At 67.5% G+C, this 16,601-nt stretch carries 16 protein-coding genes; 9 read left to right on the forward strand and 7 right to left on the reverse strand.

The features are described from left to right. Positions 1-271 precede the first annotated feature (271 nt). The 4 genes from DTA15_RS05375 to DTA15_RS05390 are packed head-to-tail and all read left to right on the forward strand — an operon-like array spanning position 272 to position 6,196. Complete coding sequence (locus tag DTA15_RS05375) at positions 272-2,776, forward strand: type VI secretion system Vgr family protein (protein WP_006482337.1); 2,505 nt, start codon at positions 272-274, stop codon at positions 2,774-2,776. A gap of 13 nt (positions 2,777-2,789) precedes the next feature. Beyond that, positions 2,790-3,692, forward strand: coding sequence for a DUF4123 domain-containing protein (locus DTA15_RS05380; RefSeq protein ID WP_006482326.1), 903 nt, complete (start codon positions 2,790-2,792; stop codon positions 3,690-3,692). 56 nt (positions 3,693-3,748) lie between these two features. Further along, positions 3,749-4,426 (forward strand): DUF3304 domain-containing protein, encoded by a 678-nt coding sequence (locus DTA15_RS05385; RefSeq protein WP_006482312.1) that lies wholly within the window; start codon positions 3,749-3,751, stop codon positions 4,424-4,426. A gap of 36 nt (positions 4,427-4,462) precedes the next feature. Next, entirely contained in the window at positions 4,463-6,196 is a 1,734-nt protein-coding gene (locus DTA15_RS05390) for a T6SS phospholipase effector Tle1-like catalytic domain-containing protein (protein ID WP_006482310.1), read from the forward strand. Positions 6,197-6,276: 80 nt separating this feature from the next. On the opposite strand, the gene DTA15_RS05395 is transcribed toward DTA15_RS05390, so the two are convergent. Beyond that, on the reverse strand, positions 6,277-6,897 hold the full coding sequence (locus DTA15_RS05395; protein ID WP_006482350.1) for a LysE/ArgO family amino acid transporter: 621 nt from the start codon (positions 6,895-6,897) through the stop codon (positions 6,277-6,279). 110 nt (positions 6,898-7,007) lie between these two features. On the opposite strand from DTA15_RS05395, the gene DTA15_RS05400 reads away from it, so the two are divergent. Then, complete coding sequence (locus DTA15_RS05400) at positions 7,008-7,901, forward strand: LysR family transcriptional regulator ArgP (RefSeq protein WP_006480142.1); 894 nt, start codon at positions 7,008-7,010, stop codon at positions 7,899-7,901. A 48-nt stretch (positions 7,902-7,949) separates the two neighbouring features. Here the strand turns inward: DTA15_RS05400 and fnr are convergent, their stop codons facing one another. The 3 genes from fnr to DTA15_RS05425 all read right to left on the reverse strand — a co-directional run bounded on the left by fnr (position 7,950) and on the right by DTA15_RS05425 (position 10,183). Next, positions 7,950-8,696, reverse strand: coding sequence for a fumarate/nitrate reduction transcriptional regulator Fnr (fnr, locus tag DTA15_RS05405; protein ID WP_006482294.1), 747 nt, complete (start codon positions 8,694-8,696; stop codon positions 7,950-7,952). 103 nt (positions 8,697-8,799) lie between these two features. Continuing rightward, positions 8,800-9,267, reverse strand: coding sequence for a universal stress protein (locus DTA15_RS05410; RefSeq protein WP_006482283.1), 468 nt, complete (start codon positions 9,265-9,267; stop codon positions 8,800-8,802). A gap of 508 nt (positions 9,268-9,775) precedes the next feature. Continuing rightward, positions 9,776-10,183 carry a DUF3005 domain-containing protein gene (locus DTA15_RS05425; protein ID WP_006482327.1) on the reverse strand — a complete coding sequence of 136 codons (408 nt, stop codon included), beginning with the start codon at positions 10,181-10,183 and terminating at the stop codon, positions 9,776-9,778. 278 nt (positions 10,184-10,461) lie between these two features. Between DTA15_RS05425 and DTA15_RS05430 the strand changes: the two genes are divergently transcribed. Together DTA15_RS05430 and epsC are read left to right on the forward strand one after the other, a co-directional pair. After that, positions 10,462-10,695 carry a hypothetical protein gene (locus DTA15_RS05430; protein WP_006480138.1) on the forward strand — a complete coding sequence of 78 codons (234 nt, stop codon included), beginning with the start codon at positions 10,462-10,464 and terminating at the stop codon, positions 10,693-10,695. Between the two features lie 137 nt (positions 10,696-10,832). Beyond that, a complete protein-coding gene (epsC, locus tag DTA15_RS05435; protein ID WP_006482285.1) occupies positions 10,833-11,753 on the forward strand; it encodes a serine O-acetyltransferase EpsC in 921 nt (306 codons plus the stop codon). A 162-nt stretch (positions 11,754-11,915) separates the two neighbouring features. On the opposite strand, the gene DTA15_RS05440 is transcribed toward epsC, so the two are convergent. The 3 genes from DTA15_RS05440 to DTA15_RS05450 form a co-directional block, all read right to left on the reverse strand. Beyond that, complete coding sequence (locus DTA15_RS05440) at positions 11,916-12,719, reverse strand: SDR family oxidoreductase (RefSeq protein ID WP_006482287.1); 804 nt, start codon at positions 12,717-12,719, stop codon at positions 11,916-11,918. After that, complete coding sequence (folE, locus tag DTA15_RS05445; RefSeq protein ID WP_006482320.1) at positions 12,719-13,354, reverse strand: GTP cyclohydrolase I FolE; 636 nt, start codon at positions 13,352-13,354, stop codon at positions 12,719-12,721. The genes DTA15_RS05440 and folE overlap by 1 nt, the downstream gene beginning before the upstream one ends. Positions 13,355-13,449: 95 nt before the next feature. Further along, a complete protein-coding gene (locus DTA15_RS05450) occupies positions 13,450-14,376 on the reverse strand; it encodes a LysR family transcriptional regulator (protein ID WP_006482291.1) in 927 nt (308 codons plus the stop codon). A 116-nt stretch (positions 14,377-14,492) separates the two neighbouring features. On the opposite strand from DTA15_RS05450, the gene pobA reads away from it, so the two are divergent. Continuing rightward, positions 14,493-15,725 carry a 4-hydroxybenzoate 3-monooxygenase gene (gene pobA / locus DTA15_RS05455; RefSeq protein WP_006494082.1) on the forward strand — a complete coding sequence of 411 codons (1,233 nt, stop codon included), beginning with the start codon at positions 14,493-14,495 and terminating at the stop codon, positions 15,723-15,725. A gap of 144 nt (positions 15,726-15,869) precedes the next feature. Beyond that, entirely contained in the window at positions 15,870-16,586 is a 717-nt protein-coding gene (locus DTA15_RS05465; protein ID WP_006482282.1) for a 3-oxoacid CoA-transferase subunit A, read from the forward strand. Positions 16,587-16,601: the final 15 nt, after the last annotated feature.

Consider the following 16,601-nt stretch of genomic DNA (forward strand, 5'->3'; position numbering starts at 1 on the left):
TTCCGCCGCCGGCGCAGCAACCGGCGGGTTTCGCGCGCGTGCGTCGGGATGCCGGACGAGGCGACGTCATCATGGCGGCGACGTCCGTTCGAGCACCGGCTCCCACGCGCGCAACGTGCTGTATTTATTACCGATTTTCCGTGCCGGGACAGGGAAATGACGTAGGGCGTCAACGTTGTCGCGCTGCGTTGTCTACGATATCCTTTCATCCCAAAATTAGGGATGGCAGCGGGCCGTTTCCATACGAACGAAAAATCATTCTGAGGCGGTCATGGCTGACCTGGCGGCATTCATTCGAACCCCGTTTTTCCTGCAAGACAAACGCCTGCTCGCGCTGTCTTTTCCGCACGACGACGCACCGTCGGTGACCGACGCGTACGGGCGGCAACGTCCGGCGCGGCTGGTTGCCGAGCGTCTCGTCGCGCACGAAGGGCTGGGGATCGATTTCACGTTCGACGTGACGCTGCTGTCCAGCGAGGCGGGCATCACGCTGGCCGACATGCTGGGCAAGCTGCTCGCGGTGTCGATGGTGCGCCCCGACGGCGGCCTGCGTTATTTCACCGGCTATTGCACCGCGTTTTCGCTGGTCCGCAACGACGATTCGATTGCGGAATACCGCGCGGTGCTGCGCCCGTGGAGCCATTTCCTGCGGACTCGCGTGAACAACCGCCTGTTCCTCGGCCAATCGCTTCAGCAGCAGATCGGCACGCTGCTCGCCGATTACCAGGGGCTCGCGCCGTCGTGGGAGTGGCGCGTGCGCGGCGACGATCCGGCGCGCACGATGAACGTCCAGGGCGGCGGGCTCGGCGAAAGCGACTGGAACTACATCGTCCGCCATCTGGAAGCCGTCGGGTTCCTGTACTGGTGGGAGCACGACGAGAAAGGCCTGAAGCTGATCGTCGGCGACGACAGCACGGTGCAGTGCCCGGCCGTCGACGGCCGCTCGCCGGTGATCCGTTTCCAGACCCACGACGGCCCGATGGCCGCCGACGCCATTTCCCAATGGTCCGCGGTGCGGTCGTTGTCCGCCGGCAGCTACAGCGCGACCGCGTTCGATTTCAAGGCGCCGCATGCGGCCCATGCGCAGATTCCGACGCTGCATCCGCCGGGCGTCGCGCCGCAGGTCGAGCATCACGAGTACGTGGGGCACTACGGTTTCGCGAAGCAGACGCGCGCCGGCGATGCGCTCGCGCGCGTGCGGATGGAAGAGATCGAGGCGGCCGCGACGCGTTTCGACGCGGCCGGCAACCATCACGGCATCCTGCCCGGCCGCTGGTTCCAGCTGTCCGATCACTTCAGCGCGGCGTCGGGTAGCCCGCAGGATCACGAGTACCTGATTCTCGAAGCCCGTCACGAAGCGGCGAACAATTACCTGCAGGCCGACGGCAAGCCCGAGTATCGCAACCGCTTCGTCGCGGGCCATCGACGTACGCCGTGGCGCCCGGGCCGCGGGTTCAACAGCGAACCGGTGCGCGTGCTGGCGCCGCAAACCGCGACCGTCGCCGGCGCGAAAGGGGCCGGCAGCGTCGACGTCGACGAATATGGCCGCGTCTGCATCGTCTATCACTGGGATCGTGCGGCGCAGATCAGCGCGCGGATCCGCGTGGCCGCCGGCTGGGCGGGCGGCGAGAAGGGCATGATCGCGCATCCGCGCGTGGGCAGCGAGGTGCTCGTGATGTGCCTCGACGGCAATCCCGATCGCCCCGTCGTGTCGGGCACCACGTACAACGCGGAACGGATGCCGCCGTGGGCGCTGCCCGACCAGCACGTGCTGACCGGCCTGCGCAGCCGCGAGCTGTCGGGCGACAGCGGCAACGCGGCGGGCGGGCGTTCGAACCACGTGCTGCTCGACGACACGCCGCAGCAGCTCCAGCTGAAGCTGCGCAGCGATACCGACGCGAGCGAGCTGACGCTCGGGCACAACGTCCGCATCGACGCGACCCAGGGGCGCACCGATCAGCGCGCCCGCGGCTTCGAGTTGCGGACCGACGCGCATGGCGCGGTGCGGGCGGCCAAGGGCCTGCTCGTCACCAGCGAGGCGCGCTACGACGCGCGTGCCCACGCAACCGACATCGGCGAGACCGTCGCCCGTCTCGACAAGGCGCACGACCTGCACGAGTCGCTGTCGGGTTCCGCGCACGACGTGAAGGCGCAGGAGTCCGGCGACCAGGATGCCGTCCACCAGGCGCTTCGCACGCAGAACGACGGCCTGAGAGGCAGCGGCGGCAATCCGCAGCAAGGCGAGTTTCCGGAGTTCGCGCAGCCGTTTCTCGCGCTCGCCAGCCCGGCCGGGATCTTGGCCACGACGACGGGGTCGACTCATGTCGCGAGCGATCAGCACGTCGCGTTGACGAGCGGCGCCCACACGAGCATCGGCGCGGGCAAGAGCATGCTGGTCAGCGCGCAGCAGGCGGTGCGCGTCGCCGCGTTCGAGAAGGGCATCCGGCTCGTGGCCGCCGCCGCCGACATCGACATCCAGGCGCTGAAGGACAGCATCAACGTGTTGGCCAAGCTGGACGTGAAGGTCGATGCGAACCGCATCACCATCACCGCGAAGGAAGAAGTCCTGATCAACGGCGGCACCAGCTATACGCGCTGGAACGGCAGCGGCATCGTGCACGGGACCAAGGGCGAATTCACCGCGCATGCCGCGTCGCATACGTTCATCGGGCCGGACAGCCTGCCGGTGCCCGCGCGCGCGTTCCCGGGCACGGCGTGCGCGCCGTGCATGGTCAACGCGGCGTCGATGGCGTCGCCGTTCGCGGCCAAGGCGTGAGGCAGGGCAGCGCATGACGAATGACCCGACAGCCGCGCAGGCGGCCGACGCGCTGCAGGCGGCGCTGTCGTCGCAGGACGGGCTGCGCGCTTACGTCCTGATCGACGGTGCCTTGCTCGATACCTTGCCGGACGATGAGAAGGCGTCGTGGCCCGCGTTCGTCGCGGCTTCGCTGCTCGACGACGCCGACGACGAGGCGAGAATCGTCGGGCCGCTGCTGTTCGAATGGCAGCCGGGCGCCGACGGCGCCGATGCCGCGGACGCGATCGAGGCGCGCAGCATTCCATGGCCGGCGGCGAGCGTGCTCGTGTCGCCGCTGTCGCTCGCACGACTGGCCGCGCATCTGGCGCCGATGGTGGACGTCCAGCTCGAGCAGATGGAGAGCGTGATGCTGATGCGCTTCTTCGATCCGCGCGTGCTGCCGTTCTGGCTCGACATGCTGCCCGCCGCGCATCGCGCGTATCTGGCGCAGGGTGTGCGGCACTGGATTCACCGCGATACCGCGCTGCAGCTTCGCACGGCGGACATCGCCGCGCCCGCCGACGTCAGGCAGGCCGCCGAATTTCCGCTGCAGTTGACCCAGGCGGAGGAGGACGAACTGCTCGCCGCGTGCTATCCGTACACGATGCTCGAGCGGCTGCGCGTCGAAAAGCCCGGGCTGCTGGCGTCGTTGCCGGCCGCGCGGCACTACGACTTCGTGCGCGACCAACTGGCGCGCTGCCGTGCGCACGGCGCCGACAGCGCGGCGTCGCTGCTGATCTATTGCGAACTGGCGTTGCGGTACGGCGCGCGCTTCGACGAGGATCCGGCGATGGCCGCCGTGTTCGACGCGGTGGCGCAGGGGCAGGCGTTTCCGGAGGCGCTGGCGCGGGTGCCGGCGGAAGACTGGCGGCGGATGCAGGAAGCGGCCGCGTGATGGCGCGTGCGCGACGCGACGCGAATGAAATCGACTGAAAGAGAAGGAAGTTCAATATGAACCGCTGCTGGATCACCTTGCTGTCCGTGATGGTTTTCTCCACGGCTGCCTGCAGCAAGAGCGTGAACGATGCCGAAAAGGACAGCTTGGCGCCGGGCGAAGTGAATAAATGGAACGACCCGAACTACGACGTCATCACCGCCGGGTCCTTCAACTATACGGATTACGACATCTACGGCGTCTATCTGCTGCCGCCCGACAAGAACAGCCTCGACGACGCGGCGAGCGCCGACGGCGCGCACGCCACGCCCCGGAATGCGAAGTACTGGTCCGGCGGGGGCGGCTCGCGCCCGAGTCTCGCGTGGGATTTCCGCTGGAAGACCCCGAAGACGTTCAAGGTGTGGTGGGAGCGCGTCGTCGACAAGCGCGCGATGGAAGCGTCGTCCGCGAACTACGACCCGTACACGCACCGGGAAACCCAGCCGGGGATGGCGTGGTGCGAAGGCGAGATCACGGTCACGCGGCCGCCCGTCAAGGACAAGAGCGGCGGCATCGTGCTGCACTTCTTCCCCGATGGCCGGGTGGAAGGCGACATGGATTTCGAAGTCGACGGCCCGGACCCGAAGGTGGCCCTGTCCAAGCGTGACGCGCAGCACAAGCTGGCCGACCGCGCGTGCCTGAAGGAAATTCCCAATCCGTTCTATGGGCGCAAGAAGCCGGCCCAGTGGAATTGACGCCGGACACCTGATCGGAACAGGAGCGTAACCGCCATGAGCAATCCTCCCCTCATTCGACGCATCACCGATATCACGCCGGTCGAGGATTCGATCCGCCACGCGCACCGCGAGGCGCTCGATCCGCTGCGGGTCGAGCAATGCAAGGAGTGTCCGAAGCCCGTGTGGTTCACGGCCTTCTTCGATGGCACGGGCAACAACTACGGCGAGGACGGCAACGGCTCGACGGACGTCGCGAGGACGAAGTACAGCAACATCGCCAAGCTCGCGATGTTCGCCCATGTCCCGTTCAACAAGGCCAATCCGCGCACGATGGGCCGGTACGTCGAGGGCGTCGGTACCCCCTGCAGCAAGGTCGGCGATTCGGGCAAGGGTCTCGACGGCGTGTTGGGCATGGCGGCCGCGAGCAAGGGCGAGGCGCGCATCCGCTGGATGCTCCGCGAGCTCGAAAAACACGTGACGAACCACATGCCGGCCGTGAGCCAGATCAACGTGGCCGCGTTCGGTTTCTCGCGCGGCGCCACCGAGGCGCGCGCGTTCGTCCGCATGCTGACCGAGCAACTGGCCGAGAACATCGGCGGCCGGTTGTGGTGGAACAAGAAGAACATGAAGGGGATGCGTCCCGAAGTGGTCGTCTACTTCATGGGCATCCTCGATACGGTGGCGTCGACGGGCTTCGGCGGCAGCCGCCTGGAGAAGGCGGCGCCCTACATCGTGGGCGCGATCCTCGGGCCGGTCTATGGCGGCGTGCTGCACGGCATCGACAAGGGCGGCCATGCGGAGTGGGCGAACGACATCCGCATTCCCGACTACGTCCGGCAATGCGTGCACTATGTCGCGTCGCATGAGGTCCGGGAGAAATTCCCCGGCGACTCGGTGCGCGAGGATCAGAAGCTTCCCGCGAACTGCCGCGAGGTGTATTACCCCGGCATGCACTCGGACGTGGGCGGCGGCTACGAGCGCAATTACCAGGAAGGGCGAACCAACGAACTGGCCAACGTCGCGCTGAACAATCTCTTCATCGAGGCCTGGAAGGCCGGCGTGCCGTTCCGCGAGCCGAAGGACGTCATGGAAACGGCCGGCGGGCTGTTCGCGATTTCCCGCGAGCTGGAGGCGGCCTGGAACGTGTACATGGGGCAGGGCAACGAGCGTCGCGCGGGCGTGGCGTCGAACAGCGACCGGCTCGAGTCGCAGATCATCTGGCACATGAACCGCTACTACCAGTGGCGCGCCAGCCGCAGCCGGCGCCTGCACGACGGCCGGCTGAAGCCGCCGGGCGGCGTGGACCCCCACATGGCCATCACCGACGGCGAATGGAACGAAGATGCGGATGCCGTGCGTCGGGCCAACGGGGGCATCCTGACGCGGACCATCTCGGAGCAGTACAAGGCGATCGACGCGGCGACGCGGGTCACCGGCAACTGGCTCGGCGGCATCGATCCGGCGGCGCGCGCGACGTTCGACCGGTTCTTCGATCACTACGTGCACGACTCGATTGCGGGCTTCAAGAAGCAGATGGAAGACGGTTACGCCGGCTTCGCCGAAGCGAGCCGCTGGTCGGTCAACCGCCAGTACTTCATGGGCAAGCGCGGCAAGAAGTTCCTGTACTGGCGTTACGAGGGCGACAAGGCCGAGCAGGCCGCCACGCAACTCGCCAAGGCCGATCCGGCGAAGCAGCAGGACCCGATGGCAGCCAACGAGCCGCAGCTCGCCAGCAACCAGCCCGCGGCGGTTGGCGGCACGCTGCCCGACGCGACTTCGACGGCCTGACGCCGAACGCGATACCGGTCGCGACCGCGACCGGCTGACCTCACGTCGCGGCAGACCGCGTCTGCCGCGACGCTCCCGCCCTACCGCAACTGCACGGCCGCGAGAAACAGCACCATGCTGCCGATCGCGCCATCCAGCACGCGCCACGCGACCGCCTTGCGGAACCACGGCGCCAGCAAGCGCGCGCCATAGCCGAGCCCGAGGAACCACACGACGCTGGCCGTCATCGCGCCGATCGCGAACGCGAGCCGCCCGCCTTCCGGCTCGCGCGCGCCGGCCGTGCCGATCAGCAGGAACGTATCGAGATACACGTGCGGGTTGAGCCACGTGAACGCGAGCGTCATCAGCACGATCGCGAGCGCGCTCTGCGGCGGCGGCGCGACCGCGTCGCCGCGCACGTCGAGCGTGTCGTGGCCGGGCTTGAACGCACGGCGCAGCGCATTGATGCCGAACCACGCGAGATATGCGAGGCCGACGTACAGCACCGCGTGGACGAAGGTCGGATAGCGCTCGACGAGCACCGACGCGCCGCCGACGCCCGCGCCGATCAGGATCATGTCGGACACCGCGCACAGCAGCACGATCTTGCCGACATGCGAGCGCATGATGCCCTGGCGCAGGACGAATGCGTTCTGCGCGCCGATGGTGACGATGAGCGACGCGCACAGGGCGGCGCCGTGAGAAAAAGCGAGCCAGTTCATGATGGGGGACAGCCGTGGAAGCAGTAGACGAACGAATCGGGTAGCGCTAGTCTGCGAGCAGCGCGAGAATAAGAGAAGCTAAATCACCTAATGCAGATTAAGGAAATCTAATGCTCGACTACGCGTTGCTCGATGCCCTCGCCGCCGTGATCCGGCACGGTTCGTTCGAGCGGGCGGCCAAGGAGCTGAATGTCACGCCGTCGGCGGTGTCGCAGCGCGTGAAGCTGCTGGAGGAGCGGGTCGGCAGCGTGCTCGTCAAGCGCGGGCAGCCGTGCGTCGCGACCACGTCGGGCGCGCTGCTGTGCCGGCATACCGAACGCGTGCAGTTGCTGGAAGCCGAACTGGGCGGCCGGATGCCCGCGTTGCCGGGCCAGATCGCGAGCGCGTGGCCGACGCTGCGCGTGGCCGTCAACGACGACAGCGTCGCGACGTGGTTCATCGACGCGGTCGGGCCGTTCTGCACCGAGCGCGAGACGCTGCTCGACCTCGTGATCGACGATCAGGATTACACGGCCTCGCGCATCCGCGACGGCAGCGTGCAGGGCGCCGTGACCGCGCAGGCCGAGCCCATCCAGGGATGCCGGTCGGAGCGGCTCGGGCGGATCCGCTATCGCGCGGTGTGTTCGCCGGCGTTTTACGCACGTTATTTCGACGCGGGGATCACGCGCGATGCGCTGCGCCGCGCGCCGTGCGTGATGTTCAATCCGAAGGACGGCTTGCAGGCGCGCTTCATCCGGCGCGTGACGCGCGCGGATCTCGATCCGCCGCAGCACTGGATACCGCACGTCGCGGGCTACCTGCGCGCGTGCGAAACGGGACTGGGATGGGGGATGTGCCCGGACCGGATGGTCGACCGCCAACTGGCGGCGGGCGAGTTGATCGACATGTCGCGCGGGCGAACCATCGACATCGATCTGTACTGGCAGAGCTGGCGTCTGTCGATCGGCTGGCTCGACGATTTCAGCGCGGCGCTGAAAGCGCGTGCCGCGCTGTTTCTCGATTGACCGGCGACGTTGGGCAGGCGGCGCGCGACGGGCGCGCGCCGTGCGGTATCAGAGGTGTTGCAGGCCGTCGAAGTCGATGATCTGCACGTGGCGGCCCTGCATTTCGATCAGGCCGCGCTTCTGGAATTTCGACAGCGTGCGGCTGACCGTTTCGAGCGTCATGCCGAGATAGCTGCCGATGTCCTCGCGTGTCATCCGCAGGTTGAATTCCGACGGCGAGTAGCCGCGCTTCAGGTAGCGCGACGACACGTCGAGCAGGAACGCGGCGACGCGCTCTTCGGCATTCAGCGAACCGAGCAGCATCGTTTGCGACGTTTCGCGCACGATCTGTTCGCTCATCAGCTTGTGCATGCGCAACTGCATCGAGCCGGCTTCCGAGCACAGCGTCTTGAGCGCGCTGTACGGAATCACGCAGACCGAGCTGTCTTCCAGCGCGACCGCGGTGCGCGGGTGCGTATCGTCGCAGATGCCGTCGAGGCCGAGCGCTTCGCCGGCAAGGTGCAGGCCCGTGACCTGTTCGCGGCCGTCGTGACGCGTCGCGACGGTTTTCAGCGAACCCGAGCGCACCGCGTACAGGTTGTCGAATGCGTCGCCTTCGCGGAACAGCGCTTCGCCGCGCTTGACCGGGCGTGCCGCGCAGATGACCGACTCGAGGCGACTGAGCGCTTCGGGCGCCAGGCCCTGCGGCATGCACAGGTGCCGCATCGCGCACGACGAGCAGTGCGCGGCCTGGCGAGGAGCCCAGCTACCGGCATGGGGCGTGGCGGCGGGGCGGGTGGCGACGGGCGTCAGCATGATCGTTTACTCCGGCGTTGAATCGACGAAATCATTGTCCCACCGCAAGTTGCCGCTGTCGGGTGACAAAACGTCGCGACCGGCCGCGCCTGCCGAGCGCCGCTCAGGCGGCCGGCTCGTCCGCGTTGGCGGCCGCCGGGATCAGCAGCACGGGCAGCGTCGCGTGGCGCACGCACTGTTCGGCGATGCTGCCGAGCACGAGGCGGCGGAAGCCGCGACGGCCGTGCGTGCCGAGCACGAGCAGATCGGCGCCGAACGCTTTCGCGCCGTCGAGGATCAGCGACGATACGTCGTTGAGCGACGTCGCTTCGTTCAGCCGCGTTTCGCCTTTCACGCCGGCGGCCTGCATCCGCTTCGCGAAATCCTGCGCGAGCGTGTTGCCCTGCGCGACGAGCTGATCGCGCAGCACGGACGGATCGTAGCCGGGCACGTTGTAGTAGATCGCCGCGTTTTCGACGACGTAGAACGGCTGCAGCTCGGCGCCGTGCGCTTTCGCGAGCGCCAGCGCGGCGTCGAACGCATGGCGGGACGTGTCGCTGCCGTCGACGGCAACCAGAATACGCTTGTACATAGTGTCTCCGAGTGGCGGGTTGAAACGAAGTCGGCCGGATGGCCGAGCGGGCTGGGCAATGCGCGATGCTGCGAGGCAGAGTAAACCAACGGGCAGGATCGTGCAGCGAGATGCCCGCGCTGCCGCACGGTCGCGCGGTTCCGGTCGCGGCCGGGCAGGGCCATGCATGCGACGCATGCTGCACCGCGCGATGCGTGTCGCGTGGTGTGGCCGGATCGTCGGCGAAACCGCATGCGCGCGCATCGACCCGACACGGCAGTCACGCCGATGCGCGGCACGCATCGCCATTCAATCGCAATCGCGCCGCGCCGCCATGACTTCGGTCAATGCATGTGCGTCGATGCGATGCGCGGCAGGCATGACCGTGAACGCCGAGGCCCGTGCGCGGAACCGTTCGCTTCGGCATCGCGCGAACGAGTATCGGCGCGTAGCGCGAATCGTACGCGCCGATCCACCGCCATCGTTCGACGGCGATTCCGAATCGAACGATCGATTCAAACGCCGCGGGCTATCCCGGCACGGCGGTCAACTCGATGACGCGCTCGGGGCGGCGGCCGTGGCCGGGCCAGTACGCGCTGCCGTACATCCGGTGAACGGGACCGAACGGCGCGTCGTCCGCGGGCGGCGTGTCGAAGCCTTTCTCGATCACCCGGTAGCCGGCGCGCAGCGCGAACGCCGGATGATTGCCGTCGGGGCGGCTGTCGAAACCGGCGAAGCCGTCGCCGGCTTCCGGCATCGCATTGACGAGCGACGCGTTGCTGCGCGTGATCTGGTCGGGCGAGATCGGCCCGGCGCCGGCGAGGCGCGACGCTTCGCGGTGCTTGCCGTCGGTATCGACCGTGCTGTCGTGCGTGTCGTCGTTGTCGAGTTCGACGCTGCGCGGATGCGCACGACCTGTTTGAGCGGATGATTCCATCGCGGCTCTCCTGGCGGCGACACGCTCCGGATCGAAGCAAATCCCGTTCCGGGCACGACGGGAAAAGGCGCGCGGGCGATCGCCGCGGTCGCGCGACGCGCACTGATTTGTCATGATTTATTTCAGCTAGAAGACGCGTTTTCTACAGAGTATGATTCTTTTCCTGCGAAGCGGCGACAGGGGATGAAGTCTCGCCGCCTCTGCCCGCGCCGGGGCGCCGCAGCACCCTTAAAGACGGGTAGTGAACAACAAAGCAAGGGACTAGAGGTGGCGGATTCATGCAAGCGACTACTGCCTTCACGCACCGCGGTTATCTGTTGAATTGCGCGCCCGCACGCGCCAGTGACGGTTCATTCAAGCCCTACGTCGTGATCTCCCGATCGAGCGACGGGGAGCTGGTTGCGAACCGTTTTTTTCCGATCGAGCTCCAGTTCAACGACGAAGGCGACGCGATCGCGCACGCGCGCGACTGGGCCGTGCGCTGGATCGACGCGAGCAGCATCTCGATGTGACGCCGTCGCGGTCGAGCAGCGCCGGCCGTCCGGCCGATCCCCGGGGTGCCGCTCCCGGACAAAAAACGCGGTAATCTTGCGGAACCCGTCACTTTATTAGCGGCCGCGCATCCGCGCGCGGCTGCCCGCATTGGCATATGTCGACATCACCCGCCCGTCAGTGGGGCCTCGAAGAAATCGTCGCCGGCTTGCGCGAGTCGCGCGAGGAACTCCATCGCACGCGCCATCCGCGCGGCATCCGCGAACTGCCGTCGCGCGATGCAATCTGCAAGATTGTGACCGGCCTGCGCGCGTCGATGTTTCCGACGCACTACGGCGCGCCCGACCTGACCGACGAAAGCGTCGACTACTACGTCGGCCACACGCTCGAAAGCACGCTGCGCATCCTGTCCGAACAGATCCGCCGCGCGTTGCCGTTCCTGCCCGAGCATGTCGATACGCCGTTCGCCGAACTCGACGAACGCGCGTTCGAGATCGCACGCGAATTCGGCCGGCAGTTGCCGGCGATCCGCGCGCTGCTCGTCAGCGACATCCAGGCCGCGTACGCGGGCGACCCGGCCGCGCAGCACATCACCGAGATCCTGCTGTGCTATCCCGGCGTGCTGGCGATGATGCACCATCGGCTCGCGCATGCGCTGCACCAGCTCGGCGTGCCGCTGCTCGCGCGGTTCATCAATGAAATCGCCCACTCGGCGACCGGCATCGACATCCACCCTGGCGCGCAGATCGGCCCGAGCTTCTTCATCGACCACGGCACCGGCGTCGTGATCGGCGAGACCGCGATCATCGGCGAGCGCGTGCGCGTGTACCAGGCCGTCACGCTCGGCGCGAAGAGTTTCCCGGCCGATGGCGACGGCGCGCTGGTGAAGGGCAATGCACGGCACCCGATCGTCGAGGACGACGTGGTGATCTACGCGGGCGCGACGATTCTCGGCCGCGTGACGATCGGGCGCGGCTCGGTGATCGGCGGCAACGTGTGGCTCACGCACAGCGTGCCGCCCGGCACGAGCGTCGCGCAGGGCAAGGTCCGCGAAGGCGGGAGCGCCGAGAAGCCGTAACGCGGCAGCGAATGCGCGGGCGCCGTTCCGCGCAACGCGGCGGATGACGCGGAATGGATCGGCGGCCGGACCGCCGTCCGGCGTTCGCGGGCGTGAGCGGTGCGAAGCCCGCTCGGCCCGGCGCACGAAGGCGGCGTGCAGCCGCCTTCGTTCATCGAAGCGTCAGTGCTTGCCGTCCGGCGAGCGGTGCTTGTACAGCACGTCCTGGTCCACGCGGATCAGGTTCTGGCCCGCATCGACGACGAAATCCACGCCGTTGTACGCATTGCCCGTCAGCAGCAGGATCGCGCTGGCGACGTCGTCGGGGCCGGCGATGCGCGCGAGCGGCGTCGAGGCGCGGCTCGCGTGTTCGAAGTCGGCCTGCGTCTGGTCGTCGCTCGGCAGCATCAGCCCCGGGAACACCGCATTCACGCGCAGCACCGGCGCGGATGACAGCGCGAGCATCTGCGTCAGGTTGCCGAGCGCGGCCTTCGCGACCGTGTAGCTGAAATGGTCGCGGTGGAAGTTTTCCTTGATCTTCTGGTCGACCACGTTCACGACCACGCCCTGCGTGCCGGCCGCGCGAGCCCGTTCGTAGAACGCGCGCGTGAGCAGGATCGGCGCGCGGCAGTTGACGGCCCACGCCTGATCGAACGCCGCGAGGTCGAAGCTCGGGAAATGGTCCTGCCAGAACACCGACGCGTTGTTGACCAGCACGTCGAGGCGCCCGAAGCGCGCGTACACCTGGTCGATCAGCGTGGTGATCTGCGCGGCATCGGACAGGTCGGCCTGCAGCGCCACCGAATCGTGCCCGCGTTCGGCGATCGCGCGGGCGGCGGCCTGCGCGGCATCGGCCGAACGGTCGTAGTGCACCGCGGTGCGATAGCCGTGCGCCGCGAAATACTCGGCGAACGCGCGCCCGGCCCGGCGCGCGGCGCCGGTCACGAGCACGACGGGCGCGTGCGCCGTTTGCTTCGTCTGCTCCATCAGGTATTCGTCAGGTTGACCGAGGAAGGATTCGCGACGATCGACAGGAATTCGCGACGCGTCGACGGATCGGTGCGGAACGTGCCGAGCATGCGCGACGTGACCATCTCGACGCCCGGCTTGTGCACGCCGCGCGTGGAGATGCACTGGTGCGCGGCTTCGAGGATCACGCCGACGCCCTTCGGCTGCAGCACGTCGAACAGCGTGTCGGCGATCTGCACGGTCATCTTTTCCTGGATCTGCAGGCGCTTCGCGAACGCATCGACGAGGCGCGCGAGCTTCGAGATGCCGACGACGCGATGGTTCGGCAGATACGCGACGTGCGCGCGGCCGATGATCGGCACCATGTGGTGCTCGCAGTAGCTCTCGAAGCGGATGTCCTTCAGTACGATCATCTCGTCGTAGCCGTCGACTTCGCTGAACGTGCGCGCGAGGATGTCGCGCGGGTCGAGCGCATAGCCGGCGAAGAACTGCTCGTACGCGCGCACGACGCGTGCGGGTGTGTCCAGCAGGCCTTCGCGCGCGGGATCGTCGCCGGCCCAGCGCAACAGCACGCGGACGGCGTCTTCGGCTTCTTCACGGCTCGGCCGGGAGGCGACCGCCTCGGGCCGCGCGGATTTCTTTCCCTTACCCATGTAGTGGCTCCATCGAAGGCCGCCTGCGGCGGCCGATATCCGGCCATTGTTTCATGCTTTCGCCGGTCGTGCGTGCGGGCCGCCGCGCCCCTTCGTCACTTCGGCCATTCGTCCTGCTCGTCGTTGAACAGCGACGCGACGACGCCGCGCAGCCACGCGGTGCGCGGGTCGTTGTGATACTTGCGATGCCAATGCTGCTTCAGGTCGAAGCGCGGCAACGCGAGCGGCGGCTCGACGGGCACGATGAACGCGTGCTCTGCCGCATAGGCGTAGCCGATCGCGTGCGGCACCGTCGCGATCAGGTCGGTGCGGCTCAGGATGAACGGCAGGCTCATGAAGTGCGGCGTTTCGAGCACCGCGCGGCGCTGCATGCGCTGCTTCGCCAGATATTTCTCGAGCACCTCCTGGCTGCGGCCTTCGGCGCGCACCACCGCGTGCCCGCACGCGAGGAACTGCTCGACCGTGAACGGCGGCGTCTGCTCGAACGGATGGCCGCGCCGCATCAGGCAGACGAACCGGTGCGTGAACAGCCGCTGCTGGAAGAAGTTGTTGCCGTCGAGGTCGGGGAAGTAGCCGACCGCGAGATCGATCGACCCGGCTTCGAGGCCGCGTCCGACTTCGTCGTGCGCGAGCGAGACCGAACGCAGGTTCGCGTGCGGCGCGTGCGTCGCGAACGCCTGCAGCAGCTTCGGCAGGAACACGATCTCGCCGACGTCCGACAGCGCGATCGAGAACGTATGCGTGCTCGCGGCCGGGTCGAAGTCGTGCGGCGCGACGAGGCCGCGCTCGATCTGCGCGAGCGCGTCGCGGGCGGCCGGCAGCAGCGCGAGCGCGCGCGGCGTCGGCTCCATCCCGCGCGACGTGCGCACGAACAGCGGATCGCCGAAATACTCGCGCAGCCGGCCGAGGGCGGTGCTCACGCGCGGCTGACTCACGCCGAGCAGGTCGCCCGCGCGGCTCACGTTGCGCGCGTCGTCGAGCGCGACGAGGTAGGGAATCAGGTTCAGATCGAGCGCATCCATGGCCGGGCCGGTATCTTCAAAACGTATACAACATATCTCCTGAATCGCGTTGCCGCATAGTCGGGAAAGCGCTCAAATGTGTTCCACGATTCGAATTAATGTTCTGGAGACGAACAATGCGCACCCAAGTCGCGATCATCGGCGCCGGTCCGTCCGGCCTTCTGCTTTCCCACCTGCTGCGCCTGCAAGGCGTCGATTCCATCCTCGTCGAAGCGCGTTCGCGCGAATACTGCGAGAACCGCATCCGCGCCGGCGTGCTCGAGCAGGGCACGGTCGACACGCTGAACGAAGCCGGCCTCGGCGACCGGATGCGTCGCGAAGGGCTCGAACATCACGGCATCGAGCTGCTGTTCGACGGCCAGCGTCACCGCATCGACCTGTCCGAGCTGACCGGTGGGCGCGCGATCACCGTCTACAGCCAGCACGAAGTCGTACGCGACCTGATCGCGGCCGGCGTCGAGCACGGTCATCAGATGCACTTCGAAGTCAGCGACGTCGCGCTGCACGATGTCGAAAGCGAGCGGCCGTTCGTCACGTTCAAGCATGCGGACGGTCGCGCCGACCGCATCGACTGCGACTACATCGCGGGCTGCGACGGCTTCCACGGCATCGCGCGGCAGACGATTCCGGCCGACCGGCTGAACACGTTCGAGCGCGTCTACCCGTTCGCGTGGCTCGGCATCCTCGCCGACGCGGCGCCGTCGCTCGACGAACTCGTGTACGCACACCACGACAACGGCTTCGCGCTGTTCTCGATGCGCTCGCCGACGGTCACGCGGCTGTACCTGCAATGCAAGCCGGATGAAGACCTCGCCGAATGGTCCGACGCGCGGATCTGGGACGAACTGCACACGCGCTTCTCGAACGACACCGGCTGGACGCCGACCGAGGGCCGGATCACGCAGAAGAGCGTGACGCCGATGCGCAGCTTCGTGTCGGAGACGATGCAGCACGGCCGCCTGTTCCTCGCCGGCGACGCCGCGCACATCGTGCCGCCGACCGGCGCGAAGGGCATGAACCTCGCGGTGGCCGACGTCCGCGCGCTGTCCCGCGCGCTCGGCGCACGCTACCGGACGGGCGACGCGACGCCGCTCGAGCGCTATTCGGCGACTTGCCTCGAACGCGTGTGGCGCGCCGAGCACTTCTCGTACTTCATGACGAACATGCTGCATGCGTCGCCGGACGATTCGCCGTTCGTCAATCGCCTGAAGTTCGCCGAGTTGAAATACGTGACGCGCTCGCGGGCCGCCGCGCAGTCGCTCGCTGAAAACTACGTCGGCTTGCCGTTCGACGATGCGACGGCCTCCGAGGCAACCCGCCTTGACAACGCGCTGTGCGCGACTCTATGATCGGCCCATCGTTCGCTAATCGAATCTAGGTTCGAATAGCGAACAAAAGCCGAGGGTCGACGAAGGCCTCCGGCGCGGCACGCGGCACGCGCGTGTCCCCTCGACAGGCCGCGCACGAGCCGCGGGTTCGCATCAGGAAGAGACATGGTCAACAAGATTTTCGAATCGCTTCAGTCGGCGGTTGCCGACGTCCACGATGGCGCGACAATCATGATCGGCGGCTTCGGCACGGCCGGCATGCCGTCCGAGCTGATCGACGCGCTGATCGAACAGGGCGCGCGCGACCTGACGATCGTCAACAACAACGCGGGCAACGGCGAGACGGGCCTCGCGGCGCTGCTGAAGGCGAAGAAGGTGCGCAAGATCATCTGTTCGTTCCCGCGCCAGAGCGACTCGCAGGTGTTCGACGCGCTGTACCGCGCGGGCGAGATCGAACTGGAGCTCGTGCCGCAGGGCAACCTCGCGGAGCGCATCCGCGCGGCGGGCGCCGGCATCGGCGGGTTCTTCACGCCGACGGGCTACGGCACCAAGCTCGCGGAAGGCAAGGAAACGCGCGTGATCGACGGCAAGCCGTACGTGTTCGAGACGCCGATCCACGCCGATTTCGCGCTGGTGAAGGCATACAAGGGCGACCGCTGGGGCAACCTCGTGTACCGCAAGACCGCGCGCAATTTCGGGCCGATCATGGCCAGCGCCGCGAAGGTCGCGATCGTCCAGGTGTCGGAAGTCGTGCCGCTCGGCGCGCTGAACCCGGAACACATCGTGACGCCGGGCATTTTCGTCCAGCGGATCGTCGAGGTGCCGCAGGCCGCGCACGCGGCCGAGCTGGCCGCCGAACACGCTGCGTCGCAAGCCGCCTGACCCGCCTGGAGAAAC

This window comes from Burkholderia cenocepacia (assembly GCF_900446215.1).
In the GTDB taxonomy this organism is placed as follows: Bacteria; Pseudomonadota; Gammaproteobacteria; order Burkholderiales; family Burkholderiaceae; genus Burkholderia; species Burkholderia cenocepacia.

Excerpts from the sequence above, each read along its gene's own strand:
- fnr (WP_006482294.1), bottom strand. The coding sequence starts at position 8,696 with ATGCTGACGCCCGTCGCCACCCGCCCCGCCGCCACGCCCCATGCCGGT.
- folE (WP_006482320.1), bottom strand. The coding sequence starts at position 13,354 with ATGGGTAAGGGAAAGAAATCCGCGCGGCCCGAGGCGGTCGCCTCCCGG.
- DTA15_RS05440 (WP_006482287.1), bottom strand. The coding sequence starts at position 12,719 with ATGGAGCAGACGAAGCAAACGGCGCACGCGCCCGTCGTGCTCGTGACC.
- DTA15_RS05450 (WP_006482291.1), bottom strand. The coding sequence starts at position 14,376 with ATGGATGCGCTCGATCTGAACCTGATTCCCTACCTCGTCGCGCTCGAC.
- DTA15_RS05375 (WP_006482337.1), top strand. The coding sequence starts at position 272 with ATGGCTGACCTGGCGGCATTCATTCGAACCCCGTTTTTCCTGCAAGAC.
- DTA15_RS05425 (WP_006482327.1), bottom strand. The coding sequence starts at position 10,183 with ATGGAATCATCCGCTCAAACAGGTCGTGCGCATCCGCGCAGCGTCGAA.
- DTA15_RS05400 (WP_006480142.1), top strand. The coding sequence starts at position 7,008 with ATGCTCGACTACGCGTTGCTCGATGCCCTCGCCGCCGTGATCCGGCAC.
- DTA15_RS05390 (WP_006482310.1), top strand. The coding sequence starts at position 4,463 with ATGAGCAATCCTCCCCTCATTCGACGCATCACCGATATCACGCCGGTC.
- DTA15_RS05430 (WP_006480138.1), top strand. The coding sequence starts at position 10,462 with ATGCAAGCGACTACTGCCTTCACGCACCGCGGTTATCTGTTGAATTGC.
- DTA15_RS05380 (WP_006482326.1), top strand. The coding sequence starts at position 2,790 with ATGACGAATGACCCGACAGCCGCGCAGGCGGCCGACGCGCTGCAGGCG.
- DTA15_RS05395 (WP_006482350.1), bottom strand. The coding sequence starts at position 6,897 with ATGAACTGGCTCGCTTTTTCTCACGGCGCCGCCCTGTGCGCGTCGCTC.
- pobA (WP_006494082.1), top strand. The coding sequence starts at position 14,493 with ATGCGCACCCAAGTCGCGATCATCGGCGCCGGTCCGTCCGGCCTTCTG.
- epsC (WP_006482285.1), top strand. The coding sequence starts at position 10,833 with ATGTCGACATCACCCGCCCGTCAGTGGGGCCTCGAAGAAATCGTCGCC.
- DTA15_RS05385 (WP_006482312.1), top strand. The coding sequence starts at position 3,749 with ATGAACCGCTGCTGGATCACCTTGCTGTCCGTGATGGTTTTCTCCACG.
- DTA15_RS05465 (WP_006482282.1), top strand. The coding sequence starts at position 15,870 with ATGGTCAACAAGATTTTCGAATCGCTTCAGTCGGCGGTTGCCGACGTC.
- DTA15_RS05410 (WP_006482283.1), bottom strand. The coding sequence starts at position 9,267 with ATGTACAAGCGTATTCTGGTTGCCGTCGACGGCAGCGACACGTCCCGC.